Below are 17,315 nucleotides of genomic sequence, written 5' to 3'. Positions count from 1 at the left end.
CCTCACTCACCGTGGCCAAGTTGTTCAGCCAGTTGAGCGCGCTGACGGAGATGGTCCTGCTGCCCCTGCCGCACGAGTGCCTCAGGCTGATAGTGGTCTCGCATCTCCGTGGCTGGGTTTCCCCCCCACCGCGCGTGCTGGGGCATTTCCTCGCCTTTCATGAGAAAGGAGTCGGGGGCGAGCACTGCGGCGTCGCCCATGGTCACGCCGTAGTGGACGTGGGCGCCGACACCGAGGGTGCAGCCGACACCGATCGTGCTGCGGTCGGACTTGAAGGTGCCGTCCTCCTGCGAATGGCACTGGATTTTGCTCCCCGCGTTGAGCGTGCAGTCGTTCCCGATGGTGGTGAGCGTCCGCTCCGTCAGATAGCAGCCGTCATCGAAGACCCTGCTGCCGATCCGAACACCCAGCATTCGCCAGATCACGTTCTTGAAAGGGGTGCCGTTGAAGACGTTGAGGTATTCGTCAGGCACCTTCCAAAGACGCTCGTGCCACCAGAAATACGGTTCGTAGATGGAGCACAACTGCGGCCGCAGCGCGCGGAATGCCGCGATGCCACGCTCCACCAGTACGAAGTAGACAGCGGTGAACCCAAGGGTGAGCGCCAGGGACGCGGCGATAATCACCTGCCCGAAAACACCGTACAGATCGACGGTCGCGAGGCCGAACACCGTGAGAACGAAGAAGTGCAGCCACCGCACGAACAGGAAGAATCCCATCGTGCGGATGTTGTAGCGGTTCTTTGCGGCGAGATTGCGGCGTTTCTCGTCCCCGGTCCTTAGATGGTCGAACCGGCTGTCGCGTTCCACCGACCGGGGAATCTCGAAGCACGGCGATCCGAGCAGGCCCACCCCCTCGCGGACCTCACCGTCGAGCGGAATCATCACCTTCGTCGCGAGGAGACAGTTCTCGCCCGTCCTGGCCCCCGAGGGAAAGGCAATGTTGTTCCCAAGGAAGTTGTGTGGCCCGATCGACGCTCGGGATACGAGGAAGGACGTGCTCGAGAAGTCGGCATTGACGATGGAGAGCCCGTCGGCGATCATCGTTCCGCTGCCGACAGAGCTCAGATACGGCGTCTCATGCTGCACTTCCGTGCCGAAGTTCGACCCGGTCTGCTCGACATGGGACAAGTCGTATCCGAGGCCGCGCAAATAGTGGACGATGTAGGAGCTGTCGCCGAAGAGCCATTTGAAGAACTTTACGTTGGTCATGCGCGTGATCGCCCGGTGGGCCGAGTAATGGAGGCCATACAGCGGATAGACCTTGTCCGGCTCGATCACCAGGTTCAGCAGGCGCGGAACGGTGAACATCATGGCGAGGCCCACGAAGACGAAGCCGAGGAACAGCACGAGGGAAAGGGCCAGCGCGTCGATGTAGAGCCTCGGCGATGTGAACCCCACCGTGCCCGGGCCCAGCAGGTTGCCCACCGCCGGAACCTCGGTCACCAGCATGTACGCGCCCCCGACGGTCAGCGGCACGTACAGGAAGAACAGCTGGAGCACGCTGAGGAGGCCGAAGCCGGCCCGGCGCAATGTGCTGCAATCCGCCGGCGCGATTCTCACGTAGTCAAGCTCCGTGCGCTGTGCCGGGGATCCGTGCCACCGCTGGCCACCCGGGACCACCTGGCCGCTTTGCAGCGCGGACGTGTGGCCGAGCTGCGCCCCGTCGCCCATCGACGTGTCGATGTCGAGCACGGTCTTCTCGCCGATGAAAACGTCCCGGCCGAGGGTGACCCGGCCGGTCTGGATACGGCCGGCGTGCGCCCGGTAGCAGAGGAAAAACGAGTCTTTGCGGATTACCGTGCCGGCGCCGATCGTGAGGAGGTCGGTACAGACCGGAACGGTGTGGGAGAGGATCGTGACGCCCTTTCCGATCCGCGCGCCGAGGGCACGCAGGTACAGCACGTACAGCGGATTGCCGATGAAGAAAATCATCGGGTTGGCGTGGACCAGCGCCTTGACGGTCCAGAAGCGCAGATAGGTCAGGCCCCACACCGGGAACTCGCGGGGCTTCCATCGACCGATGAGGATCCATTTGGCCACGATCGGCAATGTGCACAGGCCGATGAAGGCGGAGCCGCCGAAGAGGACCGACCGCACGTAGATGCCGCGCAAACCGGAGCCGGCCGAGACCCACTCGTAGCCTCGGGCGGTGACAAGTCCCGCGAGGAAGCAGTACCCGAGGAAAATGAGGAACTGCAGCATTCCGCAGAGGACGTACTGCAGCGTGCCCGCAGGTGTCGCCACCTCGGTCGATGCCGGGACCGACGACTCGACAGGGGTGGGCGAGGCTTCCGCGAGCGCCGTCGCCAGACCACGGATCGTTGGGTACCGGTAGATATCCTTCATCGAGGCTGACGGCAGGTCCGTCCGCTTCCTGACCCGGGCGCAGAAATGGGCCATGACCAGCGAGTTGGCACCGAGGTCATCGAAGAAGTGGCTGTCGACCGACACCTGCTCGACGCACACGACGTCAGCCAGCACCTCGGCGAGGTCTCTTTCGATGCCGGTCTTCGGGCCGGTGTACCTGCGCTTGGGGATTGCAGATTCATCCGGCCCGGGCGTCAGGACTTCGACGGATTTCTCCTCCATGCGAGCTCCTTGAGGCGTTTTCGACCACCATCGGTCATTACGGTCGGCACCCTGTCCTCGCGCTTGCCGATGGCCGGAGCGAGTAATCCGGAAGCCACGAGGTCGTGACCTCTTGTCCGGTTACAAAACCGTGCCCTCAGTCTCCGCCGTTCACCGTCGGGTTGCCACTCGAACTCGATCGCGTCGGCGCGGCAGCGGCACTCGACGACGCTACAGGTCCTAGGCGCCGGATGCTTGGAGGAAGCCCCGATCGCGCCGTTGTGGTGGGCCGCGGTCGCCCAGCCGTCGGTGCTCACGGGTCTTACTGCATGCGAGTGGCGTGCGCCTGAAGTGAGCCGCGCTTGGGGCGTGCAACAGCCACCAAACGAAGTTCCTCTGACACCGAGAAGGCATTCCGCACCGCTAACCAGATCAATAGGAAATTGCATATCAAGATAGAAAGCCCCAGCGGTGCAATGGTTAATGAACCAACAGCCGCCCTTGAGGAACCCCGCGGCCACCCTTGAGGAACAAGGACGGTCATTCCCGGCCGTCTGGGCAGCAATGACCGCATCCGCAGACTTGCGGCCGCACGGTCGCCTTGATGAATGCGTCGTCGGCCGCCCTGCCCACCCATCGCACAGCGGTCAGACAGTGCGGTCCGTGCAGGTCATGGCCGACAGCGGTCGGCCCGGCAAGCGCGCGCACGCTTGGGCGAGGACCTCGTGGACGGAGCGCTGGTGCCCCAGCGCGGAGACTGATGCGGTCAGCCGGACGTTCACGGCCGCACGGTCCTCGTTGAGCTGCCGCAGCTCCCCGGCCTGGTTGCGTTCCCTCCGCCGGGCCGTTCGCCAGGGCCGCCGCGGTCTCTGGGCGAGGACATGAATCAAGAAGAAGTCGTCGCTGGTCGGCCGCGACGGCGCGCTGACCACCAGGTAGCCGATGCCGCCGCCTCTGCCGTGCAGCGCGAAGGCCCAGCCCCATTCCCGGCCCGGCACCGGGACCGGCCCTTCCTGTCCGCGCAGGTGCTGGAGCTGGTCGTCGAGATGAGAGCACGGACAGGCTGTAGAGGTTGGCCCACGTGTTCCCCGCCCCAGGTCTTCCGGTGAGACCGGTCACCCTCGGCAACCTGCTCGGCATGAGGCTCCCTCCGGGCCACGGCTACTGCGTGCCGATCACCTCCGTCATGGTGATGCGGCCGGACTTCCACCAGACCCACGCCCGTGCCGTGGCCCGCTTCGCCGGCACCCTGGTGGGCGTCGCACTGGCCACCGCAGTGGTGCAGCCGGCCCACCCGGACGCGTACCTGTCCGGCGGGCTGTCCGTGGTCTCGGCCGCGCTGACGTACCTGCTGATGCGCACCGGTTACGCGGCCCCGCAGGTCTTCACGGCGGCGTTGTCGTCTTTCTGCTCGGGATGGGCGGCGAGGAAGAGGAAGAAGAGGAATCCCGGCGGGAACGCGACACGGGCCCGGCCCCGCCGCCGAAGGACGAAGGCTCAGCATCGGCCATTCCTTGCGGTCCTGCTGAGCCGAGAGACCCTGAATCCCCCACGGGAGGGGCGGCGGTGTCCCTCCCGTGGGGGATGGCGTCATTGCCGGCTGGAGGGACGACCGCGTGCGGGACAGGCTGCCACAATGACCTTCGTGGACCGTGTGGCTGCCTGGTGTGACGAATGGGCCAAAGAGGGACGGCGGATCGCGGGACGCCCGCGTGTGACTGTCGTGGCCGGTACGTTGCTCGGGCTGCTCGCGGTGGCGGAGTCGGTCACGGAGTTCGTCCGTGACCACGGGTCGATCCCGCGCATGGCGGCGGAAGCCTCCATGGCCGGCAGCGGAAGCGGCAGCGGCAGTGTCGTTGGAGTGCAATTCGTCTTACTCGTCGGCCTGTTGTGTCTGCTGACCGCGCTGCCGTTGTCTCTCTTGCGCCCGGTGGCGGCGGGGATCACCGTCTCGGTGGCGAGCGTATGGTCGCTCACCCTCTTCCAGACGGTGACGTGGGCGGGCTTCGCCGCACAGCTGATCGCCGGGTACCGGCTCGGCCGCTACGGCTCCCAACTCCTGGCCGTGGTTCTCGGTTTGCCGTTCCTGGTGTTCGCGCTGGCGGGCCCGGCAGATTCCGAGTTCCGGGTGCGCACGGTGTTGCTGGCTTCGCTGGCCCCGGTAGCGGTCCTGGCCGGGCTCACGCAACGGGCGCGCAAACAGGCCCTGGAGAACTCCGCCACCCGGCAGGTCATGGCCGGCACCCTGATGGAGAACACCGCACGCGAGGAACGCGCCCGCATCGCCCATGAGTTGCACGATGTCGTCGCCCATCACATCTCCATGGTCGCTGTGCAGGCCGAGACGGCCCGGCTGGCCACCGCCGGCATGCCCCCCGAAGGGGCCAAGCGGCTGCTGGCCATCGGCGACACCGCCCGGGCCGCACTGACCGAGATGCGCCGCCTGCTCGGTGTGCTGCGTGAGGACACCCAGTCCGGCACGGGCGCCGGCACCGCCGACCGGCGGCCGCAGCCGGGCCTGCGACAGCTCAACGACCTGCTCGACGAGGCCCGCGACGCCTCAGGCTCGGCCGCCCGCCTCATCGTCCGCGGCTTCCCGAGAGAACTCGATCCCGGTGTCGAACTCGCCGCCTACCGCATCGTCCAGGAATCCCTCACCAACGCCCGTCGGCACGCGAGCGGAGCCGCCATCGACGTAGAGCTGAACTACACGTACGACGCCCTGCGGTTGTGCATCCGGGACAACGGGCCCGGCCTGTCGCCCGCGGCGCCGGCCGGCGGTCATGGGCTGCGGGGGATGCGTGAACGCGCCGCCGCCGTAGGCGGTGAATTCCGTACCGGATCGGCGGTCGGCAGTGGTTTTGTGATCGAGGCCAGCTTTCCCGCCAAGACAGAAGAGTCTCTATGAGCATCGCGTCCGAAACGGTCCGGATCGTCGTTGCCGATGACCACCTGGTCGTTCGCACCGGCTTCGCCGCGCTGCTCGACACTCAGCCGGACTTCACGGTCGTCCAGACCGCCTCGGACGGAGCCGAGGCGATACGGATCTGCCGCGAACTCACTCCGCACGTCATCCTCATGGACATCCGCATGCCAGGTATGGACGGCATCGAGGCCACGAGACAGCTCGTCGCCGCGGGCTCTTCCGGCTCTCCCGGATCGGACGCGCCGCGCATCCTCATTCTGACGACCTTCGACCTGGACGAGTACGTCTACGATGCGCTGCGGGCCGGCGCCAGCGGCTTTCTCCTCAAGGACGTCAACGCGGAACGGCTCTTCGACGCCGTGAGGGTCGTCGCCGCGGGTGACGCCCTTCTCGCCCCCGGGGTAACCCGCCGTCTCATCAGTGAGTTCGCCCTGATGCCGGCCAAGGCCGCGGCCCCGCCCACATCCAAGCTCAAGTCGCTGACGCCGCGGGAGACGCAGGTGCTGCGGCTCGTCGCCGAGGGCCTGTCCAATCCGGAGATCGCCGCCCGGTTGGTCGTCGCCGAAGAGACCGTGAAGACACACGTCAGCCGCATACTGACGAAACTGGCGCTACGCGACCGTACACAAGCCGTCATCACCGCGTACGAAACAGGTCTGGTTGTGCCGCGCTTCCGCCGATCCGAATAAGCTGCGGAGCGGTTCGTCGCGGATCCGTTCGCTGCTGAGGTTCGCGGTTGTACCGGTCCGGGGGACCGCGTGCCGTGGTTGCCGGAAGGGTAGTTGGAGCTCCTTGGCCGCGCCGATGACCGCACGTCCCCCACGTGAGGGACGGGCGGTCTCCGCTGTCCCCCACGTCAGGGGCAGTGAAGGTCGCTCGCCGCCGTGACGACAGCCCCAGGCCCTCGTTCCTAGCCTTCTCGCATGGAGAAGACCATCGAAAACAGGGAAGCGACGATCGAGGTCACCAGCCTGCGCAAACGCTTCGGGCAGACCCAGGCGCTGGATGGTATGACGTTCACCGTCGTACCTCGGCAGGTCACTGGCTTTGTCGGTCCGAACGGCGCGGGGAAGTCCACCACGATGCGGGTGATCATGGGCCTGGACAAGCCCGATCAGGGCACCGCGTTGGTCGGCGGACGGCCGTATCGGAGCCTGCGGAGTCCGCTGAACCACATCGGGGCCCTGCTGGACGCCGCAGCTGTGCAGCCGAGCAGGACCGCCCGTAATCACCTGCTGTGGCTGGCCCATTCACAAGGTCTGAGCGCCAAGCGGGTCGACGAGGTGATGAGCCAGGCCGGTCTGCACGACGTTGCCGGACGGAAGACGGGCGGCTTCTCCCTGGGCATGCGGCAGCGGCTGGGAATCGCGGCGGCGCTGCTCGGGGACCCGCCGGTGCTCATGCTGGACGAGCCGTTCAACGGCCTCGATCCCGAAGGCATCATGTGGATGCGCGGCTTTCTGTCATCGCTGGCCCAGCAGGGCCGCGCCGTGCTGGTGTCCAGTCACCTGATGAGCGAACTGCAGGAAACCGCCGACCATCTGGTGGTCGTCGGACGCGGCAAGGTCATCGTGGACATGAGCGTGCGCGACCTGCTCGCGTCCGCGTCCCAGGGACGGGTCACCCTGCGTACCTCCGCACGCTCGCAGGCAATGACGGTGCTGGCGCGCGAAGGCGCCACCGTCAGCTCCAGCGGGCCCGGCACGGTCACCATTTCCGGACTGCCGGCCGAAAGGATCGTGGCGCTCCTCGGCGAGAACGCGGTGCCGTTCTCGGAGGTGTCGTCGCATTGCGCGTCACTGGAGGAGGCCTATATGGAACTCACCCGGGACGCGGTGCAGTATCGCGGCACCGTGCCCGAGGAGGCCGCACGATGACTTCCACGATGACGCCGCAACGCGCCGCGAGCACGAAGGCTGGGCGGGGCGGCTTCGGGCAACTGCTGCACGCGGAATGGACCAAGTTCAGAACGGTGCGCGGCTGGGTACGCGGCATGATCGGCGCGGTACTGGCGATCTTGTTGGTCGGCCTGGTCGGCACAGCCGCCAGTAACCAGTCGGAGCACGATGACAAGCCCGCACTGCCGGTCGGTCCGGGCGGCGGGGCGGTGAACGACAACTTCTACTTCGTGCACCAGCCGCTGCAGGGAAACGGCAGCATCACCGTTTCCGTGTCCTCGCTGACCGGAGTGGTCGCAACGGAGCCGAAGGCCACCAAGTCCGGCCTCTCCCCGTGGGCGAAGGCCGGGATCATCGTGAAGGACAACCTCAAGCAGGGTTCGGCCTACGCGGCGATGATGGTCACCGGCGCCCACGGGGTGCGGATGCAGCACAACTACACCGAGGACACGGCCGGCAGGTCCGGCAATGTCTCCCAAGAATCTCCGCGCTGGCTGCGGTTGAACCGTTCCGGTGACAGGATCACTGGCTACGACTCCGCCGACGGCACCCACTGGACCGAGGTCGGCACCGCTCATCTGCCCGGGCTTTCGCCGACGGCGCAGGTCGGACTGTTCGTCACCTCCCCGTCGGCCATGGAGCAGACCACCACCGGCGCGGGGTTCGGCCCCGCCGTGGCCACCGGCTCCTTCGGCCAGGTCGCGCTGGGCGGCGAGTGGGGTCAGGGCTCGTGGCAGGACGAGCAAGTGGGAGGCGACGCGGGAACCTCCGGCAGCTATACGCAGACGACCAGGGGCCAGTACACCAAGTCGGGCAGTGGATTCACCGTGACCGGGGCCGGCGACATCGCGCCGGTCGTGGGCGGAGGGGCCATGGGGCCTGGCCACACCATCGAGAATTTCCTGGTGGGCGCGTTCGCCGGGTTGATCGTGGTGATCGTCGTGGGCACGGGGTTCATCACCGTCGAGTACCGGCGGGGCCTGATCGGCCTCACCATGGCCGCGAGCCCGCGGCGGGGCAGGGTGCTGGTCGCGAAGGCCATCGTGCTCGGATCCCTCGCCTTCGTCGCCGGGCTGGTTGCCGCCGCTGTCATGATCCCGCTCGGCGAGCAGCGAGCGCAGGCCAACGGTTTCTACGTGCTCACGGTGCCGACGCCGACGGAACTGCGCGTCATGGTCGGCACAGGGCTGCTGCTCGCCGTCGCCGGCGTGCTCGCCCTCGCTGTCGGCACCATTCTGCGGCGCAGCGCGGTGGCGATCACCGTTGTCGTCGTCGGCATGGTCCTGCCCTACATTCTTGCGACCGCCTCCGTCCTGCCCACAGGGGCCTCGCAGTGGCTGCTGCGGGTCACGCCGGCCGCAGGGTTCGCCATCCAACAGAGCGTCCGGAACTACGAACAGGTGATCACGACCTACACGCCGGCGTCCGGCTACTTTCCGCTGGCGCCGTGGGCAGGCTTCGCCGTGTTGTGCGGCTACACCGCGCTCGCCTTGGGCACGGCCGTCGTCCTGCTTCGCCGGAGGGACGTATGAGGCGAGCACTGCGTGCGGAGTGGACGAAGCTGCGCACGGAGGGGGGCATCGGCTGGCTGATGCTCGGCATCATCGCGACGACCGTGGCGGTCAGCGCCGGAGTAGCCTCGAACTCCAGGTGTTCGGAGCTGGGTTGTGGCGGGGACGCGACCAGGCTCAGCCTCACGGGGGTCATGGTCGGCCAGGTGGTCGTCGCCATCGTGGCTGTGCTGACGATGGGCAACGAGTACAACACCGGCATGATCCGCACCACCGTCACGGCGATGCCGCGCCGGTCCACCGTACTGGCCGCGAAAGCCACCGTCCTCACCGGCGTGATGTTCGTGGCAGGGAGCGTTTCCGTCCTCGCGTCCGTGCTGGCCGGGCGAATCCTTCTGCCCGGCCAGGGCTTCAACACGGAGCACGGCTACGCGGCGCTGTCCCTGACGGACGGGCCGACACTGCGCGCCGCCGTGGGATCGGTCCTCTACCTCGTCCTGATCGCCCTGCTCGGCCTCGGCATCGCGACGACCGTCCGGAGCTCCGCAACTGCCATCGGCATCGTCCTGGCCCTGCTCTTCATCTTCCCGATCCTCACCCGCGTGGTCTCCGACCCGGACTGGCAGCGGCACCTCGAGCAGATCGCGCCGATGACAGCCGGCCTCGCCGTCCAGACGACCATCGGTGTCGGCGAACTGCCCATCGGCCCATGGCAAGGCCTCGGTGTGCCGGCCCTGTGGGCGGTCGCCGCGCTGCTCGGCGGTGGGTTGCTGTTCCGCTCGCGCGACGTATGACGAAGAGTTTCGCGCATCAGCCGGGCCGGCTGCCGACGCTCGCGATGGCGGCGCGCTTGCACTCCGCGGCGACCCTCGGGGACACGTTGCGCTCGAGGACCGCGCCCTGGGCGCTGATCAGGTCGCACAGCACCGGGTGGGCCGCCGGCGACGTCACGAGCGTGGCGGCCACTTGGTTGCCGCGCTCGGACGGTGCCGCACCGGCGTCGACGGCCGTCGTGAGCGCGTGGTCGAGCTGTTCCAGCCACTCGCGCAACGCGGCGTCCAGGAGTTCGAGCAGTACGGCCTCGCGGGTCTCGAAGTAGCGCAGCACATTCGACTTCGCCAGACCGACGCGGCGACGCAGCTCGTTGAGACTCACCCGCGCCACGGGCGTCTCGGAGCCCGAGGGCGGGTCGTGACGGCGGTCCGTACGGTCGTCAAGGCTCGCGGGACTTCTTCACGGCGTACTCCGTGAAGAAGTCCCGCGAGGACCTGATGGACCTCAGGAACACCTGGTTCTACGGCAAGCGGAAGCCGGTTACTTCACGTTGACCGCGCCCCAGGCGGCGGCGACTGTCTTCGCCTCCGCGCCGTCTGCTCCGTACAGGTCGTTTGCTGCCTTCACGGTCGCCTCACGGGCGGCCTTGTAGTCGGTCGTCGAGGTCATGTAGGTGGTGAGGGCCTTGTACCAGATCTTGTAGGCCTTCTCCCGGCCGATCCCGGTGACCGTCGAGCTGTCCGAGGTCGGGGAGTCGTAGTCGACCCCGTTGATCGTCTTCTTGCCGCTGCCCTCGGACAGCAGGTAGAAGAAGTGGTTCGCGATGCCGGAGGAGTGGTGGACGTCCACGTCGCCGGCGCCGGCCTTCCACGCGTCCAGGGACTGCCCGTCCTTGCTGGGCTTGTCCATGTAACGCAGGGGCTTGCCGTCGCCGTTGATGTCGATCTCTTCGCCGATGAGGTAGTCGCCGACGTCCTTCTTGTTGTTGGCGAAGAACTCGACCGAGGTGCCGAAGATGTCGCTGGTCGCCTCGTTGAGCCCGCCCGACTCACCGCTGTACTCCAGCTTGGCGGTGCGGGAGGTGAGACCGTGGCTCATCTCGTGGCCCGCCACGTCGAGCTCGGTGAGGGACTTCTTGTCGCCCTCGCCGTCGCCGTATGTCATGCAGAAGCAGTCGTCGTCCCAGAAGGCGTTGACGTACGACTGGCCGTAGTGGACCCGGGAGTACGCGGCCTTGCCGTCGTCGGCGATGCCATTGCGGCCGAGCTCGGTCTTGTAGAAGTCCCAGGTCATGGCGGCGCCGTAGGCGGCGTCGACGCCGGCGGTCTGCCGGTCGTCGTTGGTGCCGCTGCCCCACTTGTCGTCGTCGTCAGTGAGCAGCTTGCCGGTGCCGCTCTGGCCCTGGTTCAGGTCGTAGGTCTTGTGGCCACCGCGCTCGCCGTCGGTGAGCTCGAAGCCGGAGCCGCTCTTGGTGGTGGAGAGGGGGACCTCGCCGCTGTACTGGCTGGCGCCGGTGCCGGTCTCGACAGCTTCGTACTGGTGCAGCTTCTTGCCGGTCGCGGCGTCGGTGACGATGTGCAGCTTGCTGGGCGTACCGTCCTTCTGCACGCCGGTCCTGACCGTCTCGAAGGCGAGGACCGGCGTGCCGTTGCCCGCCCAGATCACCTTGCGGGCACCGGCCGCGGCCTTACGCACCGCGTCGGTGGTCGCCACCGATATGCGGGCGTCGTTCGCCTTGTCCACGCCCTTGAACCTGCCGTTCTTGGCGGTGTGCGTGACGAGGTCGCCGCCCAGGACAGGCAGTCCGTCGTACGTGCGTTCGTAGCGGGTGTGCACCGTGCCGTCCGCGTCCTTGATGACGTCACGGACGACCAGCTTCTCCTTGGCGCCGAGGCCGAGCGCGCCGGCGGCCGAAGTAGCGTCGGCCTGGGCGGACTTGATGGCCACGTCGCGCGCGGAAACGCCCGTCGGGGCGGGGGTGGGGCCGTCCGCCCGGCCTGGTGCGCCGCTCGCGGATCCGGCCTGTACGCCGACGACGACCATGGCGGCCGTGGCCACGAGGGCAGCGGCGCGCCGGGTGTTCTTGTGGGGGGTCATGCGATCTCCATCGCTCGGTCTGTGGGGGGTTGATCAATCGCCGAGCGTGCCACCGAACGAACGAATTTGACGGAGTTTCGACAATTACCTCACAAATTTTTGACCAGTTCTTGTCCGACTGGGCGCCTCCGGTGTCCGTTATCCGGTGGACTCCAGCGACTTGTGCCAACTCTCCGCAGGGACAGCCGAGTTGACGGTCATCGCGGGCGCGGCGTCGCGCGCACCCGGCGTCGCGGGCGGCCCGGGCCTTCTGAGCGATCCGAATGTGTGGGTCATGGGTATCGGCTGCAGAATTCAAGGAGGGTGAGCGAAAGAAGGAAGCCTCGGTCTGAATTCAGCATGGTGTGAGCCCGGGAAACGTCAACACTTTTGCAGGCAGCATCGGTTGCACGGCCCTGGACAAGAATGACAGCGCCCGGTTACGCCCTGAGTAACTGACTCATGCGGCACGGACGGGAGGGCGAGCCGGCGAGGAGCGCATAGTCGTTCATCGCGAAGTGGTCGATGGCCATGCGATCCTCCGATCTGTCAGGCGGCTGCCCGGACCGTGGTGCTGTGCAATTGGGGGGCGTCGTTGCGGCGGGGCGGAAAACGCGGTGGAGCGAATTCCAGAGGGCGCAAGAAAGGGGATCCGGGACCGTGTGACGTCGGACCCAGGTTGGTGCGGGGCGGAGCGTGCGGGGGCGGTGCCGCACGGCCTGCGTGGGGGTCGCCCGGGGCCGCGAACGGTCGACTGCCGTCTCGCGGTACGAAACCTAGGGCCGGGCACCAGCGGCCCGGAAGTGTACGTTCCATCCACTGGACGGCCATTCAGTGGATGTCCCGCACATGAGGAAAGGGTGCGTAAACGGTCCAGGTCGCCCGAAAAGGTCGGCCGTTCTGTACCCACCACCTTCTCCGGTGGCGTGGCCGGCCCGCGCCCAAGGCCGCGGCCGGGACCGCGGCCCGGATGCGCGGATCCGCTGCGGAGACGGCTGCCGCCCGGGCCCCCGCGGAGACCGCGGTCCGTTGCTGATCGGCGCAGGCGACGGTTCTTCCGCGAAGGGGAACGCCTCCACCTCTACTGCGGGTTCGTGCCTGGCACACTCCGGCGTCGTCCGAGTGTGATTGCCGGAAAACAATCGTTGACGGCCGGACAACCGAACCCTATGGTTTGCGGCACGCGGTCGGCGGTGTGACGCAGCCATCGCGACGAATCATGGATTGTTCGAGATCCATAGGTTCTCGACGCGCCAAGGCATAAGCGGAACCCGCAAAGCCACAGCGATTCGTCGACGGCCCCAGAGTTGCGGCCGTACTCTCCACTCCGCCATGAGACGGCGTAGATCCCCCTTTGCTCAGCCTGAAGTTGTCATCGTCCGATTCCCGCATGCGTGGAAATTCCAAGAGAGGCCGTGCCGAAAATGACGCAGCCAACGACACCCATCAGCCGGCGGTCGATTCTGAGGACGGGAGCAGGTGCTGCGCTGGCGGTCCCGTTCGCAGGAAGCCTGCTCACCTCCTGCAGCACCAAGTCGACCAACACCGCGCCGGCGAACAAGACCGTGACGGTCACCTCGTACGGCGGCTCCTACAACGACCAGCTGACGAAGACCATCCTGAAGCCGTTCGAGAAGAAGACGGGCATCCGCTCGACGCTGCTCGCCAACACCAGCCTGGCGGCCCTCAAGACGCAGGTGCACTCCGGCGACGTGCAGTGGGACCTGGTGGAGTTGACGGCTCCGGAGTACGTCCAGGCCGTCAACGAAGACCTGCTCGAGAAGTTCGACTACGACATCATCAGCGACAAGGGGCTGCCTTCCTACGCGAAGGCGGAGTACGGCATCAAGTACCTGAGCTTCCTGTTCGTGATGGCCTGGGACCAGAAGCACATCCCCGACGGGCAAGCACCCAAGAACTGGGCCCAGTTCTTCGACCAGAGCAGATACCCCACCAAGCGCTCGGTGTACGGACAGCTGTCGGACAGCTCCGTGCTGGAAGCGGCGCGGCTGGCCGAGGGCATCCCGTTCGACAAGATCTATCCGCTGGATGTGGACGCCGCGCTGCGTTACCTGGCGAAGCACCCCGGACGCGACAGGCTGATCTACCACACGGCCAATCAGGAGCCCGTCCAGCAGTTGACGTCGGGCGAGGTCACGCTGTCCACCAGCTTCAACAACCGGATCAACGCCGCTCGCAAGGACGGCGCCAGGCTGAACTTCTCCTCGTCCAACGGTGTCCTCGCCGGCGACTACTTCGTCGTCCCCAAGGGATCGAGGAACAAGGAAGCGGCGTTCCGGCTGATGAACTTCATGAGCAACGACGCAGATGCCGGAGCCGACTTCGACCGGACGACAAACCTGACGCTGGCCAACACCCCCGCGCTCGCGAAGCTGCCCGCTGCTGTCGCCGACACTCTTCCCACCAGTCCGAAGCTGGCGGAGACCATTCTCGTACGCGACGACGAGTGGTGGGCGAAGAACCTCAAGGCGACGGAGCAGAGGTTCAAGCTGTGGCAGGCGGGAAGCTGACAATGCCCCTCGCCGCCGTAGCGCCCGCGCAGGCCTGCGACACGTCCCGCGGACGCCGGTTCCGCGTCCGCGGGACGTGGTTGCTGCTCCTCGCTCCGATCGCCGCTTTCGACGCCATCCTGTTTCTCACCCCGCTGGGGACGCTCGTCTCCTCCAGCATGGAAGACCAGGCCTACCAGCGGGTGCTCGAAGACCCGCTGGTGATCAAGTCGTTGATCAATACGTTCGAGATCAGCGCGGTCTCCACCCTCGCGACCATCGTGATCGGCTACCTGCTGGCCTGGGCGATCTGGCGCAGTGGCGCCCTCACGCGGGTCGTCCTGTTCGCCCTGGTCCTGCTGCCTTTCTGGACCGGAGTCCTGGTGAAGAACTTCGCCTGGGCGGTCCTCCTGCAGGACAACGGTCTGGTGAACGGCGCCCTGCAGGGACTCGGGCTCACCGACCATCCGCTGACGCTGCTGCACAATCGGTTCGCGGTCGTGCTGGGGATGGTGCACTACCTCCTGCCCTACGCCGTGTTCCCGATCTTCGCCGCGCTTTCCGCGATCGACAACCGGCTGGAGCTGGCCGCGCGTTCCCTGGGCGCGGGCGAGCTGTCGGTCTTCCGCCGGGTCATCCTTCCGCTCACTGTGCCGGGCGTCTCGGCCGCCGGGCTGCTGGTGTTCATCATCAGCACCGGCTTCTTCATCACACCTGTCGTGCTCGGTGGCCCGGGAGATCAGATGATTGCCAATCAAATCGACTTCTACGCCATGGAGTTGACCGACTTCGCCGGCGCCTCCGCGCTCGCGCTTGTGCTGACCGCCATCGTGAGCGTGCTCGTGGCGGTCTACCAGCGGATCCTCCGCGCGGGAGGTGCCCATGAGGTCGGCTAGTTCTCGGCTCTCCCCGGCGCTGCTCGCCGCCGTCCCGGTTTTCGTGTTCCTCGTCGTACCCACCGCGATCGTGGTGCCGATGGCGTTCAACCACAGCCGGTACATCACCTTCCCGCCGGATCGGTTCTCCACCGACGCGGTCACCGGATTCTTCGGCGACACGGCCTGGATCTCGGCCGTTCTGGCGAGCCTGCAGGCCGCGGGTATCGCCGTGGTACTCGCGGTGCTGCTGGGGGGAGCTGCGGCGGTAGCCCTGCACGGGCGGCAGTTCCCGGGGCGGTCCGCGGTGACCGGGGTGATCCTCGCTCCGATGATCGTCCCCGCCGTGGTGCTGGCGCTGGCGTTCTACCAGTTCTTCAACTCCGTCGGACTCGTCGGCACGATTCTTCCGATCGGCCTCGCCCACGCCGTGATCGCCACGCCGTACGCGTTCCTCACCGTGCGCGCCAGCCTCTCCGGCCTCAATCCGGCCCTGGTGCGCTCCGCGCAGAGTCTGGGAGCCGGCACACCGTCCGTGGCACGGTTCGTTTATCTGCCGGTCATCCGGCCCGGTCTTGTCGCGGGCGCGCTGTTCGCCTTTTCCGTCTCCATCGACGAGACGGTGATCGCGCTGTTCCTGCAGTCGCCGAGTGCGACCACGCTGCCGGTGAAGATGTTCACCGACATTCAGTACAACCTGACGCCGAAGATCGCTGTCTCCTCGGCCATGTTGGTCACCGTCGCCACTCTCGGACTGCTCGTGCAGGTCCTCTTCATGCTCCGCCGCCGTTCCATCGCCCGGATGCTGCCGTTGACGACGGTGGCCGCCGACCAGACAGGGTGAGCTCCATGACAACCTCCGCTACGCTCCCGACCGCTGCCTCGCCGGTCGTCGGGACTCAGGAAATCGGTTCCATCGAACTGCGCCGGGTGCGTAAGACCTATGGCGACGTCGCCGCGGTCGACGACCTCGATCTGACCGTGCAGCCCGGCGAGTTCGTCACCCTGCTCGGCCCCAGCGGTTCGGGCAAGACCACCACCATGATGATGGTTGCCGGCTTCGAGGAACTCACCTCCGGCACGGTGCTGATCAACGGCGAACCGGTCGACAAGCTGCCGCCGAAGGACCGCAATCTCGGTGTCGTGTTCCAGAGTTACGCGCTGTTTCCCCACATGAGCGCAAGGGAGAACGTCGAGTTCGCCCTGCGTATGCGTAAAATCCGGCCGACGGAGCGGCGCCAACGGGCCGAGGAGGCCCTTGAACGCGTCGGTCTGGCCAAGCTGGGCGACCGCCGCCCGCGCCAGCTGTCCGGAGGACAGCAGCAGCGGGTCGCGCTGGCCCGCGCCCTGGTCTTCAATCCGTCGGCACTGCTCCTGGACGAGCCGATGGCAGCGCTGGACAAACGGCTGCGGGAGCAGATGCAGGAAGAGATCAAGACCATCCAACGGTCGCTGGGGATCTCCGTACTGTTCGTCACCCACGACCAGGACGAAGCCATGTCCATGTCGGACAGAATCGTCGTGATGCGCGACGGCCGAATCGTGCAGCAGGGTGCTCCCGAGGACGTGTACGCGCATCCCGCGACCGACTGGGTGGCCAACTTCCTCGGCGACACCAATCTCCTGCCGTGCAGCATCGTGGAACGCTCGGGCGACACGGCCGTTGTCGACCTCGGCCGGCTCGGGATCTGCCGGGTACAGGACCGCGGGGCCAAGGGTGATCGGTACGCGGTGTCCATCCGGCCGGAACATCTGGCGTTCATTCCCGCCGAACGGGACGAGAACAGCGCGAAGGGCCGAGTGGTGTCCTCCACCAACCTCGGCGCCACCATCCGCCACCGGCTGCTTGTGGGGGAGCAGGAGCTGTTGATGCGGGAAATGTCCCCGAGCTCGCGCACCGCCGCCGAACTCGACGCGGATGTGTGCGTCGGCTGGGACCAGGACCACGCCCAGTTGCTCGTCCTCGACGCCTGACCGGACACGTCCGTTGGGAGCGACGGGCCTGCCGGCACACACCCGCACGAGGCAGGACCGCCTCGGGTTCTTCCGAGTCGCCCGGTCGGGCGGCGGGCAACCCCGCCGTCCGCCGGGCCGTCCGCTGTTCGCTGTATGCCACCGTCATATGAAGGTGGTTGGCGGCACTCCCCGGCCGGGAAATTGAGGGTCGGCTCGGAC

The 17,315-nt window shown here is 67.0% G+C and carries 12 protein-coding genes and 1 pseudogene; 9 read left to right on the top strand and 4 right to left on the bottom strand.

Features of this window, described 5'->3' with window-relative positions:
- Positions 1 to 2: 2 nt before the first annotated feature.
- Complete coding sequence (locus OG735_RS04340) at positions 3 to 2,591, bottom strand: Pls/PosA family non-ribosomal peptide synthetase (protein ID WP_327321802.1); 2,589 nt, start codon at positions 2,589 to 2,591, stop codon at positions 3 to 5.
- 626 nt (positions 2,592 to 3,217) lie between these two features.
- Positions 3,218 to 3,568, bottom strand: a complete 351-nt coding sequence (locus tag OG735_RS04335; protein ID WP_327321801.1) for a hypothetical protein — start codon at positions 3,566 to 3,568, stop codon at positions 3,218 to 3,220.
- Between the two features lie 140 nt (positions 3,569 to 3,708).
- Here OG735_RS04335 and OG735_RS04330 point away from each other — a divergent pair, with 140 nt between their 5' ends.
- From OG735_RS04330 to OG735_RS04310, 5 genes are all read left to right on the top strand, one after another.
- Positions 3,709 to 5,478, top strand: a complete 1,770-nt coding sequence (locus OG735_RS04330; protein WP_327321800.1) for a histidine kinase — start codon at positions 3,709 to 3,711, stop codon at positions 5,476 to 5,478.
- On the top strand, positions 5,475 to 6,185 hold the full coding sequence (locus tag OG735_RS04325; protein WP_327321799.1) for a response regulator transcription factor: 711 nt from the start codon (positions 5,475 to 5,477) through the stop codon (positions 6,183 to 6,185). The genes OG735_RS04330 and OG735_RS04325 overlap by 4 nt, the downstream gene beginning before the upstream one ends.
- A 234-nt stretch (positions 6,186 to 6,419) precedes the next feature.
- On the top strand, positions 6,420 to 7,373 hold the full coding sequence (locus OG735_RS04320) for an ATP-binding cassette domain-containing protein (protein WP_327321798.1): 954 nt from the start codon (positions 6,420 to 6,422) through the stop codon (positions 7,371 to 7,373).
- On the top strand, positions 7,370 to 8,926 hold the full coding sequence (locus OG735_RS04315; RefSeq protein ID WP_327321796.1) for an ABC transporter permease subunit: 1,557 nt from the start codon (positions 7,370 to 7,372) through the stop codon (positions 8,924 to 8,926). The genes OG735_RS04320 and OG735_RS04315 overlap by 4 nt, the downstream gene beginning before the upstream one ends.
- Complete coding sequence (locus OG735_RS04310; protein ID WP_327321795.1) at positions 8,923 to 9,699, top strand: ABC transporter permease; 777 nt, start codon at positions 8,923 to 8,925, stop codon at positions 9,697 to 9,699. Before OG735_RS04315 ends, OG735_RS04310 begins: the two co-directional genes overlap by 4 nt.
- A gap of 34 nt (positions 9,700 to 9,733) precedes the next feature.
- Here the strand turns inward: OG735_RS04310 and OG735_RS04305 are convergent.
- Together OG735_RS04305 and OG735_RS04300 are read right to left on the bottom strand one after the other, a co-directional pair.
- Positions 9,734 to 10,078, bottom strand: a pseudogene (locus tag OG735_RS04305) (TetR/AcrR family transcriptional regulator); the annotation flags it as partial.
- Between the two features lie 141 nt (positions 10,079 to 10,219).
- Positions 10,220 to 11,776, bottom strand: a complete 1,557-nt coding sequence (locus OG735_RS04300) for a M4 family metallopeptidase (RefSeq protein ID WP_327321794.1) — start codon at positions 11,774 to 11,776, stop codon at positions 10,220 to 10,222.
- 1,403 nt (positions 11,777 to 13,179) lie between these two features.
- Here OG735_RS04300 and OG735_RS04295 point away from each other — a divergent pair.
- Genes OG735_RS04295 through OG735_RS04280 form a run of 4 tightly spaced genes read left to right on the top strand, consistent with a single transcriptional unit; the run spans position 13,180 to position 17,114 of the window.
- Positions 13,180 to 14,286 (top strand): extracellular solute-binding protein, encoded by a 1,107-nt coding sequence (locus OG735_RS04295; RefSeq protein ID WP_327321793.1) that lies wholly within the window; start codon positions 13,180 to 13,182, stop codon positions 14,284 to 14,286.
- A complete protein-coding gene (locus OG735_RS04290; RefSeq protein WP_327321792.1) occupies positions 14,268 to 15,161 on the top strand; it encodes an ABC transporter permease in 894 nt (297 codons plus the stop codon). Before OG735_RS04295 ends, OG735_RS04290 begins: the two co-directional genes overlap by 19 nt.
- A complete protein-coding gene (locus OG735_RS04285) occupies positions 15,148 to 15,984 on the top strand; it encodes an ABC transporter permease (RefSeq protein ID WP_327321791.1) in 837 nt (278 codons plus the stop codon). The genes OG735_RS04290 and OG735_RS04285 overlap by 14 nt, the downstream gene beginning before the upstream one ends.
- Before the next feature lie 5 nt (positions 15,985 to 15,989).
- Positions 15,990 to 17,114, top strand: coding sequence for an ABC transporter ATP-binding protein (locus OG735_RS04280; protein ID WP_327321790.1), 1,125 nt, complete (start codon positions 15,990 to 15,992; stop codon positions 17,112 to 17,114).
- Positions 17,115 to 17,315: the final 201 nt, after the last annotated feature.

This window comes from Streptomyces sp. NBC_01210, assembly GCF_036010325.1.
Lineage (GTDB): Bacteria > Actinomycetota > Actinomycetes > Streptomycetales > Streptomycetaceae > Streptomyces.
The sequence above is the reverse complement of the archived record's forward strand: the minus strand, read 5'-3'. Positions and strand labels throughout refer to the sequence as shown.

Coding starts and splice junctions, on each gene's coding strand:
- OG735_RS04340 (WP_327321802.1), bottom strand. CDS start 2,591: ATGGAGGAGAAATCCGTCGAAGTCCTGACGCCCGGGCCGGATGAATCT.
- OG735_RS04330 (WP_327321800.1), top strand. CDS start 3,709: ATGAGGCTCCCTCCGGGCCACGGCTACTGCGTGCCGATCACCTCCGTC.
- OG735_RS04325 (WP_327321799.1), top strand. CDS start 5,475: ATGAGCATCGCGTCCGAAACGGTCCGGATCGTCGTTGCCGATGACCAC.
- OG735_RS04320 (WP_327321798.1), top strand. CDS start 6,420: ATGGAGAAGACCATCGAAAACAGGGAAGCGACGATCGAGGTCACCAGC.
- OG735_RS04315 (WP_327321796.1), top strand. CDS start 7,370: ATGACTTCCACGATGACGCCGCAACGCGCCGCGAGCACGAAGGCTGGG.
- OG735_RS04310 (WP_327321795.1), top strand. CDS start 8,923: ATGAGGCGAGCACTGCGTGCGGAGTGGACGAAGCTGCGCACGGAGGGG.
- OG735_RS04300 (WP_327321794.1), bottom strand. CDS start 11,776: ATGACCCCCCACAAGAACACCCGGCGCGCCGCTGCCCTCGTGGCCACG.
- OG735_RS04295 (WP_327321793.1), top strand. CDS start 13,180: ATGACGCAGCCAACGACACCCATCAGCCGGCGGTCGATTCTGAGGACG.
- OG735_RS04285 (WP_327321791.1), top strand. CDS start 15,148: ATGAGGTCGGCTAGTTCTCGGCTCTCCCCGGCGCTGCTCGCCGCCGTC.
- OG735_RS04280 (WP_327321790.1), top strand. CDS start 15,990: ATGACAACCTCCGCTACGCTCCCGACCGCTGCCTCGCCGGTCGTCGGG.